The 17,705-nt window shown below is 40.8% G+C and carries 22 protein-coding genes and 1 other annotated feature; of the genes, 6 read left to right on the top strand and 16 right to left on the bottom strand.

Going from position 1 to position 17,705, the window contains the following annotated elements:
* Positions 1-90 precede the first annotated feature (90 nt).
* Positions 91-549 carry an NUDIX hydrolase gene (locus I2484_RS05080; RefSeq protein ID WP_207149960.1) on the bottom strand — a complete coding sequence of 153 codons (459 nt, stop codon included), beginning with the start codon at positions 547-549 and terminating at the stop codon, positions 91-93.
* A gap of 285 nt (positions 550-834) precedes the next feature.
* On the opposite strand from I2484_RS05080, the gene I2484_RS05075 reads away from it, so the two are divergent.
* Positions 835-2,277 (top strand): MFS transporter, encoded by a 1,443-nt coding sequence (locus tag I2484_RS05075; protein ID WP_218627924.1) that lies wholly within the window; start codon positions 835-837, stop codon positions 2,275-2,277.
* Positions 2,278-2,511: 234 nt separating this feature from the next.
* Here I2484_RS05075 and I2484_RS05070 read toward each other — a convergent pair whose 3' ends face one another.
* The gene (locus tag I2484_RS05070) at positions 2,512-2,847 is read right to left on the bottom strand and encodes a L,D-transpeptidase family protein (protein WP_207150102.1); all 336 of its coding nucleotides are present in this window, start codon (positions 2,845-2,847) and stop codon (positions 2,512-2,514) included.
* Between the two features lie 174 nt (positions 2,848-3,021).
* Positions 3,022-3,275 (top strand) — a binding site (T-box leader).
* A 29-nt stretch (positions 3,276-3,304) separates the two neighbouring features.
* On the opposite strand from I2484_RS05070, the gene I2484_RS05065 reads away from it, so the two are divergent.
* Both I2484_RS05065 and I2484_RS05060 read left to right on the top strand, forming a co-directional pair.
* Positions 3,305-3,451 (top strand): hypothetical protein, encoded by a 147-nt coding sequence (locus tag I2484_RS05065; RefSeq protein WP_207149959.1) that lies wholly within the window; start codon positions 3,305-3,307, stop codon positions 3,449-3,451.
* Positions 3,452-3,728: 277 nt separating this feature from the next.
* Entirely contained in the window at positions 3,729-5,111 is a 1,383-nt protein-coding gene (locus I2484_RS05060) for an alkaline phosphatase (RefSeq protein WP_207149958.1), read from the top strand.
* A gap of 127 nt (positions 5,112-5,238) precedes the next feature.
* Here the strand turns inward: I2484_RS05060 and I2484_RS05055 are convergent, their stop codons facing one another.
* Genes I2484_RS05055 through I2484_RS05035 form a run of 5 tightly spaced genes read right to left on the bottom strand, consistent with a single transcriptional unit; the run spans position 5,239 to position 10,082 of the window.
* Positions 5,239-5,976, bottom strand: coding sequence for an ABC transporter ATP-binding protein (locus I2484_RS05055; protein ID WP_346014156.1), 738 nt, complete (start codon positions 5,974-5,976; stop codon positions 5,239-5,241).
* Positions 5,977-5,994: 18 nt separating this feature from the next.
* Entirely contained in the window at positions 5,995-6,744 is a 750-nt protein-coding gene (locus tag I2484_RS05050) for an ABC transporter ATP-binding protein (protein ID WP_207149956.1), read from the bottom strand.
* Positions 6,737-7,549, bottom strand: coding sequence for an ABC transporter permease (locus I2484_RS05045; protein WP_207149955.1), 813 nt, complete (start codon positions 7,547-7,549; stop codon positions 6,737-6,739). Before I2484_RS05045 ends, I2484_RS05050 begins: the two co-directional genes overlap by 8 nt.
* Positions 7,550-8,518 (bottom strand): ABC transporter permease, encoded by a 969-nt coding sequence (locus I2484_RS05040; RefSeq protein WP_207149954.1) that lies wholly within the window; start codon positions 8,516-8,518, stop codon positions 7,550-7,552. It lies immediately after the preceding gene.
* Positions 8,508-10,082 (bottom strand): ABC transporter substrate-binding protein, encoded by a 1,575-nt coding sequence (locus I2484_RS05035; protein WP_207149953.1) that lies wholly within the window; start codon positions 10,080-10,082, stop codon positions 8,508-8,510. Before I2484_RS05035 ends, I2484_RS05040 begins: the two co-directional genes overlap by 11 nt.
* Positions 10,083-10,246: 164 nt before the next feature.
* Between I2484_RS05035 and I2484_RS05030 the strand changes: the two genes are divergently transcribed.
* Positions 10,247-10,393, top strand: coding sequence for a hypothetical protein (locus I2484_RS05030; protein WP_186668287.1), 147 nt, complete (start codon positions 10,247-10,249; stop codon positions 10,391-10,393).
* Positions 10,394-10,782: 389 nt separating this feature from the next.
* Here the strand turns inward: I2484_RS05030 and tatC are convergent, their stop codons facing one another.
* The 4 genes from tatC to I2484_RS05010 form a co-directional block, all read right to left on the bottom strand.
* A complete protein-coding gene (gene tatC, locus I2484_RS05025) occupies positions 10,783-11,634 on the bottom strand; it encodes a twin-arginine translocase subunit TatC (protein WP_207149952.1) in 852 nt (283 codons plus the stop codon).
* A 12-nt stretch (positions 11,635-11,646) separates the two neighbouring features.
* Positions 11,647-11,847 (bottom strand): twin-arginine translocase TatA/TatE family subunit, encoded by a 201-nt coding sequence (tatA, locus tag I2484_RS05020; RefSeq protein ID WP_207149950.1) that lies wholly within the window; start codon positions 11,845-11,847, stop codon positions 11,647-11,649.
* A 258-nt stretch (positions 11,848-12,105) separates the two neighbouring features.
* Positions 12,106-13,137: a multifunctional transcriptional regulator/nicotinamide-nucleotide adenylyltransferase/ribosylnicotinamide kinase NadR gene (nadR, locus tag I2484_RS05015; RefSeq protein WP_207149948.1), complete on the bottom strand. Its 1,032-nt coding sequence runs from the start codon at positions 13,135-13,137 to the stop codon at positions 12,106-12,108.
* A gap of 102 nt (positions 13,138-13,239) precedes the next feature.
* Complete coding sequence (locus tag I2484_RS05010; protein WP_207149946.1) at positions 13,240-13,491, bottom strand: hypothetical protein; 252 nt, start codon at positions 13,489-13,491, stop codon at positions 13,240-13,242.
* Positions 13,492-13,735: 244 nt separating this feature from the next.
* Here I2484_RS05010 and I2484_RS21800 point away from each other — a divergent pair, with 244 nt between their 5' ends.
* Positions 13,736-14,065: a hypothetical protein gene (locus I2484_RS21800; RefSeq protein ID WP_346014155.1), complete on the top strand. Its 330-nt coding sequence runs from the start codon at positions 13,736-13,738 to the stop codon at positions 14,063-14,065.
* Positions 14,066-14,176: 111 nt separating this feature from the next.
* On the opposite strand, the gene I2484_RS04995 is transcribed toward I2484_RS21800, so the two are convergent.
* Positions 14,177-14,584: a hypothetical protein gene (locus I2484_RS04995; RefSeq protein ID WP_207149945.1), complete on the bottom strand. Its 408-nt coding sequence runs from the start codon at positions 14,582-14,584 to the stop codon at positions 14,177-14,179.
* A 198-nt stretch (positions 14,585-14,782) separates the two neighbouring features.
* Here I2484_RS04995 and I2484_RS04990 point away from each other — a divergent pair, with 198 nt between their 5' ends.
* Complete coding sequence (locus I2484_RS04990) at positions 14,783-14,968, top strand: hypothetical protein (protein WP_207149942.1); 186 nt, start codon at positions 14,783-14,785, stop codon at positions 14,966-14,968.
* Positions 14,969-15,010: 42 nt separating this feature from the next.
* Here I2484_RS04990 and I2484_RS04985 read toward each other — a convergent pair whose 3' ends face one another.
* Genes I2484_RS04985 through I2484_RS04970 form a run of 4 tightly spaced genes read right to left on the bottom strand, consistent with a single transcriptional unit; the run spans position 15,011 to position 17,654 of the window.
* Positions 15,011-15,715 (bottom strand): CBS domain-containing protein, encoded by a 705-nt coding sequence (locus I2484_RS04985; protein WP_207149940.1) that lies wholly within the window; start codon positions 15,713-15,715, stop codon positions 15,011-15,013.
* Positions 15,716-15,775: 60 nt separating this feature from the next.
* Complete coding sequence (locus I2484_RS04980; RefSeq protein WP_207149937.1) at positions 15,776-16,558, bottom strand: ABC transporter permease subunit; 783 nt, start codon at positions 16,556-16,558, stop codon at positions 15,776-15,778.
* Entirely contained in the window at positions 16,558-17,457 is a 900-nt protein-coding gene (locus I2484_RS04975; protein WP_207149936.1) for an ABC transporter ATP-binding protein, read from the bottom strand. The genes I2484_RS04980 and I2484_RS04975 overlap by 1 nt, the downstream gene beginning before the upstream one ends.
* Entirely contained in the window at positions 17,454-17,654 is a 201-nt protein-coding gene (locus tag I2484_RS04970; RefSeq protein WP_207149934.1) for a PLDc N-terminal domain-containing protein, read from the bottom strand. The genes I2484_RS04975 and I2484_RS04970 overlap by 4 nt, the downstream gene beginning before the upstream one ends.
* Positions 17,655-17,705: the final 51 nt, after the last annotated feature.

The raw sequence follows: 17,705 nt of genomic DNA, 5'->3' as shown, positions 1-17,705 counted from the left end.
CAGCCAGACAACAACTGGATTTAAATAAGGAATCTCTTCATTTTAGAATTTGCTTCTCAAATTCTTTATCCATATTTTTAATTTCTAAATTCATTTCCCAATACCTAACCTCGACATGTACGGCTCAATATAACTTCGATACCCCGGCGTCAATCCATTTGGCAATTTTTCAAGCGGGAAGTATTGTACATCCAATGATTCAATGCCGTCAATTTCAATATCTCCTTGTACATACCGCGTTGTATAAACAGCAGTTACTGAATACAATTCATCCCCATTTGCCACCTTCAAGAAGTAGTCCTTCCCAGAGAAAACACCCATCAATACCAATTCACTCACGGTTAGCCCTGTCTCTTCCCTCACTTCTCGCCTCGCGGTTTCCTCTAAACTTTCTCCAAGTTCCATCAAACCACCCGGCAACCCCCATCCGCCGTCCGATCTATGTTGCAGTAGCACTTCGTTTTGATCATTCAGGATTATTACGACAGCCCCCGGTAATATGAGGGGCCGATTGCCGACAAGTTCTCTTAATTCCTTTACATAGTTCATACAATCACCCCCATTCATTTTTCTTCCAAATTTAAAGGGTTCGTGATAGGTACTCCCGAACCCTCTAAATTTCAGTTATTACCGTGAATATCATAATTACTTTGATGTAGTTATCCATGTTATTTATATCTTTTAATTCACACTATTATAAACAATTATAAACCAAAACAATTAATTTTTTCACCTTCAACCCTTCGCTTCATTATGGTAGAGTAGTGAAATATATAAACAATGGATAAATGATAACTTTCACGGAAACTGCTTTCTATTTTGAGGAGGAAGATCATGACCACAAGCTATCAAGGTACGAATAAGATGATTACAGGAATTGTATTTGGTGTCATAACATTTTGGCTTTTTGCGCAATCCATGGTCAATGTCGTTCCAGCAATTCAATCTGATTTAGGAATTTCACTGGGCGTACTTAATATCGCAATCAGTTTGACCGCTTTATTCTCGGGTATTTTCGTCGTGGCAGCAGGCGGGCTAGCTGATAAAATCGGGCGTAAGAAAATGACCTATTTCGGGCTCCTACTAAGTATCATTGGCTCACTTTGCCTCGTATTTACGAATGGTGCCGCCTTGTTAATTATCGGACGGATCATCCAAGGGTTATCGGCTGCTTGTATTATGCCAGCAACGATTGCCTTGATGAGAACCTACTACAAAGGGGCTGAAAGACAGCGTGCACTTAGCTATTGGTCTATCGGTTCTTGGGGTGGTTCAGGTGTTTGTTCATTTGCAGGAGGGGCTATCGCAACTTCTATGGGCTGGAGATGGATTTTTGTTTTTTCAATTGTGTTTGCAGTCCTTGCGATGATCTTGCTTAAAGATACACCTGAAAGTAAAGTGAAACAGCAAAGTTCTTCCCGTTTCGATTTTACCGGATTAATCATATTTGTTTTAACAATGATTGCATTAAACATTGTCATCACGCGCGGTGCAGTTTTTGGTTGGACAAGTCCACTCACATTAAGTTTAATTGCCGCTACGCTAGCCGGCATGCTGTTCTTCATCAAAATAGAAACAGGTAAATTACATGCTTTGATTGATTTTAATTTATTTAAAAATAAACCCTATACAGGTGCAACCATCTCCAACTTCTTATTGAACGCGGTAGCTGGTACGCTCGTTGTAGCGAATACATATGTGCAAGTCGGAAGAGGCTTCACGGCGTTTCAATCAGGTATGCTATCGATTGGCTATTTAGTGGCAGTCCTTGTCATGATCCGTGTCGGTGAAAAAGTACTGCAACGAACCGGCGCTAGATTGCCAATGATAGTTGGCTCTATCTTGGCGGCAATCGGCATCGGGTTAATGGCTTTGACGTTTTTACCGGACACAGCTTATATCATCGTTGTCTTTATCGGATTCATCCTGTTCGGTGTTGGACTTGGGGTCTATGCAACGCCATCCACGGACACCGCCGTATCTAGTGCACCTGAAGATAAAGTCGGTTCAGCGTCTGGTATTTACAAAATGGCGAGCTCTCTTGGCAGTTCCTTTGGGGTTGCCATATCTGCCACTGTGTACGGCACTATGACTATGTCGGGCAATATTGAAAAGGCAGCTTCTGCAGGCATTATTACTAACGTCATTTTCGCAGTATTAGCGTTAGTGGCGATCATGTTCTTAGTTCCTAAAACGAAGCAAGGGGCAGTCAAACACGCAGTCAGTCAAAGTGAAAAAAGATTTACAAGTCCTGTTAATAATAGCAGAAGAATGTAATGGGAATCTTTTTTCACTCTCTCAAATCAAACTAAACACAAACAGCCTAAAATCGATAACCGATTTTAGGCTGTTTTTAATAATTGTTGAAACAATTGTGATTGTCTCGTTTTTTTCAGTATTGTTTTGGCGACTGTGGTCAACCACCTCATAAGATAATAAATTCGAGTCGTGCCCACGAATCACTTTCCCATCAAGCAAATGAAGCTCAATTAACACAAGGTAGTCAGCGTTTTATCTATGAATATAAACAGTGGTTCCAATCGGGATCATCGAAGCTAATTCTAAAACATCTTCATTATGCATTCGAATACATCCATGTGACACATTTTTACCGATAGAGGAAGGGTTATTTGTTCCGTGTATCCCATAATGGCGTTTTGATAATCCCATCCAAAATGCCCCAAATGGCCCACCAGGATTGCTTTGTTTATTAATGATTCTATATGTCCCCATCGGTGTTGATGTAACCATTCTCCCTACTGCAATTGGATAAATTTTAAGTAAGTGATAATCATCATAAAGTTTTAATTGGTGTTTCCGTGTGGATATATCGATCCATAGATTGATAAGATCGCCTCCATACAAAAATATAGTTAACTTATTGTATGAGGGTATGCTCCAACTAGGAGGGCTTAGAATGACTTAATTCCAGATTCCAAATCTTGCTCATATATCATTACTGTCCATCAAATTGAATTTTCTATTTACAATTCACACCACAAATGCTATTATCTTTAAAAATCAAACGCGTTGAAGAGAAGAGTAGCTAACGTTCATTCTTTGCAGAAAGCTCCGGTTGCTGAAAAGGAGTAAGAATGTGTTATCGAAACAAGTCTCTGAGCATCACTTTGGAACCAACAATGGGGATGGAGTGACAGGAGCTCCTGTTATAGAGCCTAGAAATACGCATCTATTTTCCGTACCTGATAAGGTTACGATGGAAACATCGTAATAAACTGAGATGGCACCACGATTCATACAATCTCATCCTCAAGACTTAAGGTCTTTGGGGTGGGATTTTTTATTGTTAAAAATGATTGATAAATTAGGAATATCAGATGAGGCCTGGGAACGTGGTCGTATCTTGGAAGCATCCTTTGATGTAGTTAGTTGGAATTGGCAGCTCAACTTATTTTTATTCAGTACGTTGTCATTGCAGGGACATTCGTGATGTTGGTGATATCCGTGACACTATTTATTTTCAACATCCACCCTTCAAAGGAAAAAATTTATTCGACTGCAACCGTAGATTGAACATAATCTTGGGATTAATATCGCTTATGCACAAAACCGCTAGCTATTTCCATCCTCTCGCGCAAGATCGATTGCCGAATAACCTTTTCAATTCTTCACATACTATTAACACAAATTTACATGCCATTCATGCTAGATTAACAATTCTCGCTTATAGTTACCTTTGTTAGTAGAAATAAATAGGAGGTTTTACATTGTTGAAAAAGAAGTTTTTTAAAAAGGTTATTCCGATTGCAGTTCTCTCCACGGTTCTAGTTACAAGTTTGGTTAGTATAAACGCTAATCCAAGCGTTCAGGCGAATGAAGCTAGAACCAACAACAATGCTAAAATTAAAAATGTCATTTTCCTCGTTGGTGATGGAATGGGCGTTTCCTACACCTCAGCTTATCGTTACTTGAAAGATGATCCTACTACGCCCTTTGTTGATAAAACAGCGTTTGACAAGTACCTTGTCGGTCAACAAATGACTTATCCCGACGATCCAGAACAAACAATAACAGATTCAGCTTCAGCAGCAACTGCAATGTCTGCCGGCGTAAAAACTTATAATGCAGCAATTGCTGTAGATAAAAACAAATCTAACGTGAAAACTGTTTTAGAGGCTGCAAAAGAAACTGGAAAATCGACTGGGCTAGTTGCTACCTCAGAAATCACCCATGCAACGCCTGCTGCATTTGGTGCCCACAATGAAAGTCGTAAGAATATGGATGAAATTGCAGATGATTACTACAATGAGTTGATCAATGGTGAACATAAAATCGACGTCCTTCTTGGCGGAGGAAAATCAAACTTTGAACGCTCAGATATCAACCTCACGGAATCCTTTAAAAAAGATGGATTTAGCTATGTTACCACTAAAGAAGATCTTTTAAAGGATACTAACGACCAGATTCTAGGATTGTTTGCTACTGGCGGCATTCCCAAAATGATAGATCGTTCAGATGCTATTCCATCACTTGAAGAGATGACTACTGCAGCAATCGATCGCTTAAGTAAAAATGACAATGGTTTCTTCCTTATGGTTGAAGGAAGCCAAATCGACTGGGCTGGCCACGATAATGACATTGTTGGTGCAATGAGTGAAATGGAAGACTTTGAAAAAGCATTTATAGCAGCTATTGAATTTGCGAAAAAAGATAAGCATACGCTAGTCGTAGCAACCGCTGACCATTCTACAGGCGGATTTTCTATAGGCGCAGATGGCAATTATAACTGGCATAGTGATACAATCAAAGCCGCAAAACGGACGCCTTCCTATATGGCAGATGAAATTGCCAATGGTGCAGATGTCGAAGAAACCTTAAAAAACTATATTGATCAAGAGTTATTACCACTGACAGAAGTTGAGATTGAATCTGTTAAAGCTGCTGGTGAAAAAGCGAGTGCTATTAATAACGTAATCAAAACAATTTTCGACAAGCGTTCTTATACAGGTTGGACAACTGGTGGACATACCGGTGAAGACGTACCTGTGTATGCTTTCGGTCCATCCAAAGATCGTTTTGCCGGGTTACTCGATAATACAGACCATGCACAAATTATATTTAACATTTTAGATGCGGACAAAGATAAGTAATCATAGTTAGAACCCGTTGCTTGCTAATGAAGCAACGGGTTTATTTCTTCATACAAAAAAAAGCCCGAGTAATTTATTCCCGAACTCTATATTAATAAAATAAAATTACTCCATTAACCAACTACCCTTATCCTCTTCTATATTCTGCCCCAAAAAGCCTTGCCGAATAAGGGTGTGTAAAGTTGAATTTACCTTCCACTTTCACACTCTCGTCAACAATCTCCCCATCATTCAACACATATAGCCGGTCACACATATACTTAACGGCTTGCAAATCATGCGCAATAAAGAGTAAGGCCATGCCGGTTTCACGGTTAAGTTCTATCAGTAAATCAATAATTTCTCTTTGAATCAATCGATCCAGACTAGAAATGATTTCGTCACATACGAGTAGTTTTGGTTCAACGAGAATTGATCTGAGCAAGTTAACACGTTGTCTTTCTCCACCACTCAGTTCGGAAGGACGTCTCTGTAAATGGGCCTCCGTTAACTTTACCTTGCCGAGCATACGTCGAATATGAGCATCTCGGTCCCCTTTCTTATTACGAAGCGGTTCCATCAAGATCTCACGGACGGTCCATAATGGATTGAGGGCAGCCGATGCGTTTTGAAAGATGAGTTGGCACTCTTTGTAAAATGCTTTTCTCGACTGCCTCGTGACGGGCGAACCATTGAATAATATCGTACCGTTATCAGGAGCTTCAAGCTGCATAATAACACGTGTTAGCGTACTTTTTCCACTTCCACTTTCCCCGACGAGCCCAACGATTTCACCTTCTCCAACTGTTAGGCTGATTGCACGAAGGACTGCTTTCGCTTTACTTCCACTACTATAATTTTTCGTTATATTTTCTACCGCTAACACCGTCACACCTCCGCTCCTTTAAAACCGACTATCCAATAAAAGCTTTGTGTAAGGATGCTTAGGACAATCAAATACCTCTGTAACACTGCCAGTCTCAATAACTTCGCCATGACGCATAACAACCATATCATGTGCCACTTCTGCGACAATATCCAAGTCGTGCGTAATAAGAAGTATTGTAGTCCCATGCTGCTCATTCAATCGCTTCAGTAGCCCAATGAATTCCTTTTGTAGCACCATATCGAGTGCGGATGTGGGTTCATCTGCAATTAAAAGACCCGGTTTCATATACAAAGCACATGCAATCATGCATCGTTGCAACATACCACCCGATAATTCGAATGGATACTGTTCCATGATTTCTGGTGCAAGGCCAAGATCATCCAAGATGCCCTCCATCTTCAATCGGAACTCTTCATTTGTATCGCCCGATTTTCTTCCTGAAAACTCAAAAAGTTGGTGCCTCATCTTCACGGAGGGGTTAAAGCTGTTCGCTGCATCTTGAAAGATTGTAAATAAGTGTGTTCTCCGTATTTCCATCATTTCTTTATCCGAAACGGTAAGTAAGTTTTTGTCATAAAATAGAGCCTGTCCAGTCGCTTTCGCACCTGGTGGCAATATCCCCAGCAGCGCGGAAACCGTCATACTTTTCCCACTGCCGCTTTCGCCAATAATTGAAGTTATTTTTCCGAGTGGAACAGAAAACGAACTATTACGCACAATCGGTTTCCCTTCGATGTCAATCGACAATTGACGTACACTAAGCATCTAAACGCCTCCGTTCCGGATCTTTCAACGCTTCCCCGATAAAGTTAATCGCAAGAATTGTAATGAAAATCATTATTCCCGGGAACACCCCAATCCACCAAGCGCCAATTAGGATATCATTTTGCGCGTAGTACAGCATATTGCCCCATGATGGAATCGCTGGTGGTACGCCAATCCCTAGAAAACTAAGCGACACTTCGATGAATATGGCTCCTGCAAAATTGAACAATGTAACAACGAAAATAGCGGGAATACTATTGCGAAGCATATGACCAAAAATAATTCTCCACATCGGTGTCCCGAACATAATCGCCATTTTTACAAATTCCGCATCCTTCAATCGGATAAATTCAGAGCGGACGATACGTGCGGTAACCAGCCAACCCGTAACACCAATAATGAGCGCCATACTCCACATCCCGCCTTGCATGAATGCTTGAAACGCTAAGATGATAATAAGTGAAGGGATCGTAATGAGCGCTTCTAAAAATCGCATCATAACAGTATCAACGATTCCTCCGACATAGCCACTAATTCCGCCGTATAGTACGCCAATAACAAGCGATACTAGCACAGAGATACTCGCTACAGTCAGCGTTACTTTACCGCCCTCCAAAAGACGTGAAAAGACATCGCGCCCAAGATGATCCGTTCCTAACAGATGGCTTTCACCAGGAGAGGTATATACTTCATCGAGATTCATGTCATTTGGTTCATACGACGAAAGGAAACCTGCAAAAATAGTCATGACTACAATAATGCCGAGGATAGTGCACCAAAAAGTCAGTGCTTTTCGTGATTTCATTTATCGCACATCCCCTTTCCGCAGCCTCGGATTCAATGAATACGTAATGAGGTCAATAACGAAAAGGCTCAAGACAACAATCAAACCCGTTAGTAAAATACCACCCATCAATAGTGGAAAGTCCTTCGTAACCACTGCTTTTACGGTTAGTTGTCCAAGTCCTGACCATGAAAAGAGCGATTCCACGATAATCGACCCGCCAACAAATGAAGGTATGGTCATACCGATATAATTCAAATAAGGAATCGATGCGTTGCGTAAAATCCCTTTTCGAATGACTTGCTCCGCTACACCATTGGCACGCGCAACCGTTACATAGTAGTTGCGGCTTTCGGCTTTAATGCTCTCTTGGAGAAAGCGTGCGTAAATCCCAACGTGAGTCAAGACGATAACCGTTGCTGGCATGAGTAGATAACGTAATTTATCCGTAAATCCACCTTCACCGCCGATATCTCCCGTTCCAGATGACGGAAGGAAGCCCAGTTTCACTGCGAAAAATGAAATAAATAAAATCCCGAGCCAAAATGCCGGAATTGAAGACGTAACAATGCTGGCTGTCGATAATCCTTTATCCCACAGAGACCCTGCTTTCATGCCCGCCGTCGTTCCAAGCCAGATTGAACCAATTATAATGAAAAATAGCGTCACGCCGAAAAGAAGTAATGTATTTGGTAGCCGCTCCATAAGAATGGTCGATACGGGCCGCCCTTCTTTATACGAAACGCCTAAATTCCCTTTCATCGTTTCCGCTAACCACGTACCATACTGCGCAATGACAGGTCGGTCAAGCGAAAAAACACGGCTGATTCGTTCTTTTTCAGCCGCGTTCAATGTTTGCGCATTCCCTCCGTAAAAAGCCGCCGCCGGATCACCGGGAGCTGCATGCATGATGAAAAAAGAGAGGAAGCTTACGATGAAGAGGACAATTATCCCCATCATCATTCGCTTCCCAATCCATTTAACGGTCATTCCACGTCCACTCCTCAACATTCCAGAGGAAACCAGATCCGTGATGGCCAAGTATCCGTTCTTTCACGCCGCTTAGATTTTTATTAATGCCGTAAACAGCATCTTCGTACGCGATAAAGTCAAATGCAGGGTCCTTCGCCAGCTCAGCTTGGAACTCCATATATATCGCCTTTCGCTCTTCAGGATCCGTCGTGAGACGCCCTTTTTCGAGTAGCTCATCCACTTTGGCATTTGAATAGCTCCCAAAGTTATAACCGGAGCTTGTTAAACTCGACTGATCTGTATGGAACAGGATATGCGTATGATGATCGGCATCGTAAGGGCTACCCCATCCAATCATGAATGCTTCTGTATCTTCAATCGTAATTGCACTCCAGTCAAGCGCATCTACCTTGACATCCGCACCGATTTTCTTGAATCCTTCGGCAACATAGTTCGCCATATTTACCCGAACTGTATCTGAAACAGGTGCGGTAATCGTAAACGCCAATTTTTCATCATTTTTATAACGGAAACCGTCTTTTTCTTCTTTCCAGCCTGCGTCGTCTAGAAGCTCTTTCGCTTTTTCAACGTCGTATGCATACTTCTCTACATTTTCATTGTTGAACGCATGTTTTTGAAGGGGTGAATACGCTTCTGTTCCGTATCCCTTCAAAATACCTTTGACAATCTGAGCGCGGTCCGTCGCATAGCTAAATGCACGTCTCACATCAACATCTTTCCATAAATCTTTAGTCATGTTATAAAGAATGCCGCGGTAATCCGCAGATTCAATATCGTAAATCTTAATATTCTTTTCTTTTTCTAACTCTTCAACTTGTACAGGATCGAGTAGTGCAATATCAACTTCCCCAGATTTAAGTTGCAATGCACGCACATTGCTATCCGGAATGAATTTAAAAATAACTTTTTCAATAGAAGGTTTCTTTCCATGGAAATCGTTAAATGCTTTTAATGTTAAACTGTTGCCACGATCCCATTTGTCAAACATGTACGGGCCCGCACCAATTGGATGACTGTTGAATTCAGCTGTCCGCATATCAACACCCTCAAATGCATGCTTTGGAAGAATTGGAGCTGTCAGTTTATCAAGCATTGGTGTAAATGGACGTTTTAGCTTCAATTCAAGCTTATAGTCGTCTACTTTCTTAATCGAATCAACTTCAGTGAAATCTTCTTTTAAGAATGACGCATTGTTATCGTCGAGAATGCTTTCAATAGTAAAAACAACATCGTCAGCAGTAAGTGGTTCACCATCATGAAACTTAATCGTATCTTTTAAAACAAACGTATACGTTAACTGATCCGTTGATACTTCATACGATTCCGCAATATCCGTAACAGGTTCATTATTTTCATCGAACCGCATCAAGCCACGGAATAATAGCGCATCCAAGTTCGTTTCTTCCAGTAACGGATTAAGTCCTTCAAATTCAGCTTCCGACGCATAGACTAGTCGGTTTTCTTTTGTTTTTGAAGTTTCTTTCTCCTTGTTTCCACAACCCGCGATAATGAGTAAAGCGGCAATGAATATAACTAATAAGTTCGTTCTGTTTCTAAACATAATTGCCTCCCAAAAATTTGTAATTCCTACTACCTAATTATAAAGAGCTGGATGTTCAAAGTCTAACCTTACGCAGTTTGGAACAATCTTCTTGCAGATTTACCGATTAATATCCTACAACTCGGGCATATTATCATGAACAAAAAAATAAGGAGGATGATTGAATGATGAACAAAATGGCCATGACAGCACTTGGACTCGGCGCAGCATATTTAATGAGAAATAAAGACGCTAGGGACAAACTGATGAAACAGGTTGAATCGTTTACAGGTACACTTTCCAAAAAAAGCGAATCACAAAGCAATTCGTAAAATCGTTTTATTAAGTTAATCTTCAATCAGAGGGGGTTTTTTCATCCCCCACTGATTGTTAGTTTAACCATTCGGGCTTTTGCGGGCAATTGAACTCTCCACTTAGTCTTCTCGTGTCCTAGATGACTCAAAGTGGGGATCTTACTGCCTGTTAATACAGGATAAACGATTAACCGAAAAGACTTTTACACAAAAACGGCAACCTTTATATAGGCTGCCGTTTTTGTTGTGAAAATGTCGATTATTGTCACATGTGTTAACTAACCAAACAAACCAGCTTTTCGTCCAAAGCGAGGCGAAAATGTACAAGTGCAAATATTGACTTGTATGCTTTTCCTACAGGTACTTCATGTAAGATAATCGTAAATCAACAGATATGGATTATAGTATTAGTTTGCGACAGCATTTCGACGCTCCGTATACAAGACGATATGGATACTCACTTCGTAAAGTAACGCCATTGGAATCAATACAATGAGTTGGCTAACAAAATCCGGTGGTGTAATCAAAGCCGAAACAACTGCGATGGCAAGATACGACCATTTCCGCACTTTTTTCATTGAATACGAAGTAAGTATCCCGATTGCAGACAAAAACAACGCAACTATAGGCAACTCAAATAACAGCCCAATCGGTAGAGTCGTCATGAGCAAGAAACTGATGTATTCTTGCGCCGACACCATGACGTTAAAATTTACAGCTCCTAATGACACAAGAAACGTATAACTAAGGGGATTGACGATAAAGTAACCAAACGACACGCCTATAAGAAAAAGCAGTAACATCACGGGCGAGTATAGGCTCAAAAAACGGCTTTCCCGTTCATTCAGTCCTGGTTTTACGAACTGCCAGAGAAAATGGCAGAGAAAAGGAATCGACAAACCGAATGCCAGCGCCGTTGAAATCGACATATAAAACTTCACGACTTCGAGTGGTCCAAGAACGATTAGCTCATGCTCGCGAGTAATATACGGAAACCATAGATTGATACTCGAAAACACTGCGATTAGGAAGAAAAGGAAAACAGCTGCGCTTTTAACGAGCTGTTTTCTCAAGTCTGTGAGATGATCGACAAGGGACGGATCCGTTTCAAGACTGTGTTCCAAGACCTTCTCTTCTTCTGTTGTTTTCGTTTCTATTTTCTGTGCAACTGGTACAACACCCTGCTCCTTCGCCTTTTCGACTTGAACTTTATCAAGTGGACTTACATTTTTACGATTGTGATCTTCATATGGATCCATACTTTCACCTGCTTATAGTTGGTCCGATTTCTTTATTTCCTTTGGGGCTACTGGTTCTTCATCTTCCATAATGTCTTTCGCTGACTTTTTAAATTCAGCAAGTGTCTTCCCTACCGCAGCTCCCACTTCAGGTAACTTTTTCGGTCCGAACAAAATTAAAACAATAACAAGGATGATAATCAGGCCAGGTACGCCAATACTCGCTAAACTCATTGCATAAGACTCCCTTCGTTTTCACACAAGTGAACCACCAGTTTTACTGTAATCAACAATTTTTTCCGTAGCTCGATAAGTCATTTATATTTTCTTCCATCCTTTATCCTCCTCTGTATGACTGCCGTCTATATAATCAAGTCCTAGCATAAAGTATGGCAGTTCTATCTAACCTTCATACAATACAAGGCATTTTTTTGATTAACTTAATTTCCACATAACAAAAAAGGCTACCAAACACAGGTAGCCCCTCCCTATTCACTTCATAATCACTTTTACCAATTCCTTACATCTTTCAAATCGTTCTTCATAATTCCCTGTTACAGTGACATAGTCAACACCCGCATCATCAAACATCTGTTTCAAGTTACGGTTATTTCCTTCTCGAATCGACTGTCCCCCATGAACACGCATACCATCGTTCACCCATGCCACATCAGGCTCCAAATAAATATGTAAATCGTACTCCTGTAACTTTGCCACTTCAGTTAAAATATCCAATCTTTTCCCGACATACAGCTCCGAATAATACTGCGTAACAATTGCTTCCGTGTCTATAAAAAGCACTTTATTTGCCGTTCGTGTTTGCATACGTTCATGGTATTTATGCTCAAACGCAATTTCATGATAATCGCTTTCTAGCGTAATCGACATCGAATCTTTGAATTTGTCGTAATATGTACGACCGTATTCCTCAACATACGAGGTATTATACACACGCGCTAGATTTCGTACGAGCGTCGACTTCCCACTACTCTCCGTCCCAATGACTGCAATCTTTTTCACAAAATAGGGACGAACTTCTTGGGGAATCATATGCCAATGAACATAAGGTCCTTCATCCCTGATTTTTGTCGCCGAAATATCAAATAGCTCCCGATCATTATCAAGCACGATATGCGTAGCGTTTGGGTACAATTCATTAAAGTATTCGTTATAACTACTTTCAGAACTGAAGACTGCATCAATTTCTTTCCCTACAGACGCTTTAATCGCTTTTGCACCCGCCATCCAGTCTTCAAATTTCCCTGTTTGCTTTTCTTCTACACTATGTACAAATACATGATCCAAATCAGCCGTAATTTCGCTCCACCAGCGAAGTCGTTGAACCGCCGAAATCGGTTTCATTCCTGTCCCATCGAAGACTCCTTTCTCATATTCTTCATCATATGATACAACGACATGTAATTCATCGACAATTGTTGAAGCCATCACCATCGCATTTACATGCCCTAAATGTACCGGTAAAAACTTCCCGCCATACATCCCAACTCTACGCTTCGCTGTCATTTTTCCTGCCCCCCAGAATGCTTTCATATGACTCCAATACTACAAGGTCTTGCAAAATAAGAAAACCACCTAGTGATAGGCGGCCTCCAAATAACTTCCAATTCATTTCTCTTCCCATTCTCTAATACGTTTCTTCACTTCAGCATTCAGATCTTCAAGCTCCATTGCATGATTTTCCTGATCGGGCTGCATTTGAAACCAGTTCACTTCATCGTCTTTATAATGCCCTTGGTACTCTTTCCCATCCAACGTCAACTCAAAATGTAATGTTTCGTATTGTGTATCTTCAAATATTTCTCTCCGTATATTAAAGTTCCCAATCATTACGTCGCCTCCGTTTAGTCGATCTTCCACAGTTTCCCTTCCTTATTATGCACACTTATCGACGCTTTCTTACTTGAATAATGAAATTCATTTCACACCATGGCAATTGTCGGCTTTGCGATTGTCACGGAAGATTATTTGACCGCCTTCAAATCCTGCAGACGAAAAATCGATAGCTAAAAAAAATGACGATTCTTACTAAACTTCCAATAACGTTTACTATATTCGATGTCGGGTATATAGTTGTATTATTAACCAGACGGGGGGTTTTATTGTGAGTAATAGTTTTTCTGACAAATTCAAAGGCGCTGTAAACAAAGTAAAAGGTGAAGTAAAAGACAAATTTGACACTGCAATGGATAACGACAAGGTCGACAAGTTTAAAGGGCAAGCTCAGGATAAATTTGGTGAAGTAAAAAACAAGATTGGTACCGCAATGGACAACGACAAGGTCGACAAGTTTAAAGGGCAAGCGCAGGATAAATTTGGTGAAGTAAAAAACAAGATCGGTACCGCACTGGACAACGACAAGGTCGACAAGTTTAAAGGGCAAGCGCAGGATAAATTTGGTGAACTGAAAGACAAGTTTACTAACAAAAAGTGACATTCAAAAGTTCACACCAAACGTAAGTCATCTAGCGACAGAAACTAGTTCATCCTTCAGCAGTAAAAGGTAATCGTGTGCACCGTCATTTCGGCGTACACAATTACCTTTTTATGTGTACAGGCCTTCAAAGCCAAGTATCGGAACCCGATCTTCCTCTAATCGAATCTCATCTAACGAAATTTTGATTATATATTCAAACTTCCCGTAAGCGCTCACTTCAATCTTCTCTTTAACAAAAGGATTATTTGTCACAAGTGCAACTTTTCCAGTCTTTTCATTGTATCCTTCCACAGCGAATCGATAGCCCGCAATCATCGCATACGGAACGATTTCATACGCATCCTCCAGTTCTCTGACGGAGACTGATTTAATGAAAACCTGTTTATCCCCATTTTTTCCGACGAAGCCGTTCTCCAAGTCTAAAGGATCTTCCGATTGTAAGTAGTATTGTCGTTGATAGGAAACTAGTTCAAACTCTTTGCTTCCCCATAAAGCAAAACGCCCTTTTCTTATCACTTCATCTCCCCCACTATTCATATTATATAACCATTATACATAACTCATTGAAAATTTCGTATACATCTTTCGTCATATTTCCACAAAAAATTCAGATGAAATTACAGTTGAAAAATAATAAGTAGATCCCGGTTCAGGTATAATCTTATGAATTATGACAAGCATAGGCAGTAGTACAGAAAAAGGAGGTTGGTTCAATTGACTAAAAAGAAGCCATTCATGAATAGCACCGAAAACCTTCCGATAGACGAGGTAATTAGAGATGACATGAAATTTGTCGATGTTATTCCACTCGAAGAATTAAAAATGAAAACATCAACAGAGAAACAGCGGCCTATTACAGAAAACGCTATATCGGGCAAAGAAAATTTCCCGGATTCCTAAAAAAGCAATGTCCATTCACTTATTGTGAATGGACATTGCTTTTTAATCTATTTTCATTAGGTCTAGCGGTGTAATGATTCCAAGAAGTTTCCCTTCCAGCCTTCCATTTTCCGTAATAAGAAGTGCCTCAAGACGTTTTCCTTCTGCGACAGACTTTTTAAAGTATTCCTCCGCTTCATACACGGAAAGATCCATTCTTATAAATCGATACGTGTTTTTTTGTTTTTCATGGGAATAAATGTCGAGGAGAGTCGGCATTTCCCGGGAAATCATTTCATCTGTCATATTATCTGCAAGCCAATACGTAATGCCTGTCGCTGTAACAAGCCCAATGAACTTATTGCTTTGATAAATCGGTATCTGATTGAACTTTTTTTCCCGTATTAGTCTCAACCCGTGGGCAAGTGTATCAGTAGCTTGTAATATATGGACTTTTCGTAAAAACATATCACCGACTGTTACAGGTTTCGAAAGTTCTTGGTCGATGTATTCAATCAGTTCTACTATTTCATCATGTGGTTCGGCGATTGCATACTCCATACCGGTTCGATTGTGGACGATTGCATTGCGTAAATCACCACATTCCCGCAAATCCTGCTCAAATTTCCGGATAACCGCATTTAAATGCTTGGATTTATCAATCAAACGCGAGAAAGACATATAGCTGCTTAAGCCACTTATTTTTTCCATTGATTTTTCGATACGGTTAAATGCGAAAATGAAGCGATCTGAGTTGCGCGTAGTCATCTAGAAACCCTCCCAGTCTGAATAATTAGCCTTTATGGGGATTATACCACAAAGGGCTATTCACACTGTCGTTTTTGACGCATTCCATTTCGACAAAAATACTCCGAAAACGATTAGGATGACGATTAGGATCACTGTCAAACCCAAACTCATCCATAAATTCGACAGTTCGGAATCCGGCTCGAACCAATAGGATGCATACATCGACAATTTCCACGGCGACACTGTCCAATAGGTACCAATAAGCGAATCGATAAACTGATAGACAAGTGTAATTAGAATCGCAAGACCCGCCGCCCCTCCAGTCGGAAGCCACGCGCTTAGCGCTAGAACAACTGTAACAACAAAGACTAGCCATACACTATACGTCGCAACAAAAGCGAATATTGCTCCTGCATCTACACGGTTAAAGAGGATTTCAATATAGTACCAGGCCGCCATAAAGCCGAGCCAAACGCTTCCAAGTACAATCCCGTTTACGACAATCCATTTACCCAAAAAGTAGCTTAGGAATGACATCGGGCGGACGTAGAGTAATGTTGCTGTACCATTTTTCCGTTCTCCTGAAATCGTCCCCATGAAAGCGAGAATAATAACGAGAATACCAATAGATTGGTATTGCCCGAGCAATGACATAAAGATTTCTTCCCCTGTGAATTCCGGCCATAAGAATTCGGCTTCTTCCGGCATATTACCGATACTTTTCATGATTTCGGGCAAAAAGTGATTCGTTACAGGTTCCAATATACCAAATATAATAAAAACGAGCGGCATCCATAACATTTTGAAATTCCGTGTATGCTCACGCCATTCTTTCTGCAATAGTACGCTAAATCCATTCATCAGATCACCGCTACTTTCATGAAGATATCTTCAAGGCTCGCCGTCTGCCATTCAACTCTTCGCACTAAAAACTTGCCTGCGGTTAACACGGATAGGACAGATGACATTTCAGCCTTTTCTAACCGGACGTCAATCGAAACAATCAGCCCTTTTGATGTCACTTGCCATTTAGTCACTTCCGTAAATCGCTGCAATTCTTGTATCCCTTCGAATTCTATGACTATTCGCGGCTCCGCATAGCGTGCACGTACTTCATCAAGTGAACCGTGTTCGACAAGCTTTCCTTGCCGTAAAAAAAGCAACTGGTCTGTCATTTCTTCCGCATCATTCAAAATATGAGTCGAATATAAAATCGTCGTTTTTCGTTGTAACTCTTTTAACAATTCCATCACTTGTCGACGCCCAACTGGGTCTAGTGCAGATACCGGCTCGTCGAGTAGAAGGAGTTTCGGTTTATGGATAATCGCTTGTGCAAGCCCCAAACGCTGTTTCATGCCCCCGGAGAAAGTACCCGTCTTTTTGTTCATTACTTCCCCGAGACCAACAAATTCCAAGGTCTTTTTCGCCTCGATTGTCGTTTGCCTCGTTTCCACCCCGCTTAATCGCGCAGCCATTTCAGTAAATTCAAGCGCAGATAGCCATGGAAAGAACTTCGGATATTGTGGTAGAAAACCAATAATTGACCGGATATCCTGTTTTACACCGCCTTGAAACTGAATTGATCCACCTGTTGGTGAAACTAACCCCGAAAGCATAGACAACGCCGTAGTTTTTCCAGCCCCATTCGGTCCTATTAAAGCGGTTGCTGTATGTTCTTCAAGCTCGAACGACACAGTATCTAATGCATGTATAGAACCATATTTCTTGGTCAAATTATCCACTTGAAGCAGTGGGGTCATACTTGCCGCCTCCCAAAGATGAAGTATAGAATTGATCCAATTAAATTGCCCAGAACGATGATGAAAATCCACATGATAAATGGACCGTTCGTCCGCCTATGACGAATGACATCTACGAGTGCAACAATCATCAAAATGAATTGAAGTACAATCAAAGGCATAATAAGATTCCAAGGAATATTCGCAAGCTCAGCCATAAATCTCACAACCTTTCTAATAGTTAATGGTAAATCCAGTTTACCAAGACT

Source organism: Sporosarcina sp. E16_8, from assembly GCF_017347095.1.
Lineage (GTDB): Bacteria > Bacillota > Bacilli > Bacillales_A > Planococcaceae > Sporosarcina.
Note: the sequence above shows the minus strand (reverse complement) of the source record. Positions and strands in the feature narration are given on the sequence as shown.